Raw genomic sequence first — 252 nt, forward strand, 5'->3', positions numbered from 1 at the left:
GCGGGATTTCGAGATGGAGCATATCCGAAGGCAGGTCAATCGTATAATTCAGCCTCGGCATGCGCATGTTCTGAATTTCCAAATAACTAGTTACAAAATTGATTTCCTCGGACAAAGCAACAAGATCACGTTCCTGACGTGTCGTGTAACGGTAATAGTTCGATAAATGATGCGACATCGCAACGACCGCTTCGTTTTTTTCGAGCTTCGCCATACTGGAAATGAAAGAAAAGCAGTTATAGAAAAAGTGCG

Annotated in this window: 1 protein-coding gene; it reads right to left on the reverse strand. The window is 43.3% G+C overall.

From position 1 onward, the window contains the following. Window positions 1-214 (reverse strand): sensor histidine kinase (locus FJQ58_RS32705; RefSeq protein ID WP_238403652.1); only part of this gene is annotated, 214 nt, incomplete at its 3' end. Between the last annotated feature and the right edge of the window lie 38 nt (window positions 215-252).

The organism is Paenibacillus paridis, from assembly GCF_006345825.1.
Taxonomy (GTDB): Bacteria; Bacillota; Bacilli; order Paenibacillales; family Paenibacillaceae; genus Pristimantibacillus; species Pristimantibacillus paridis.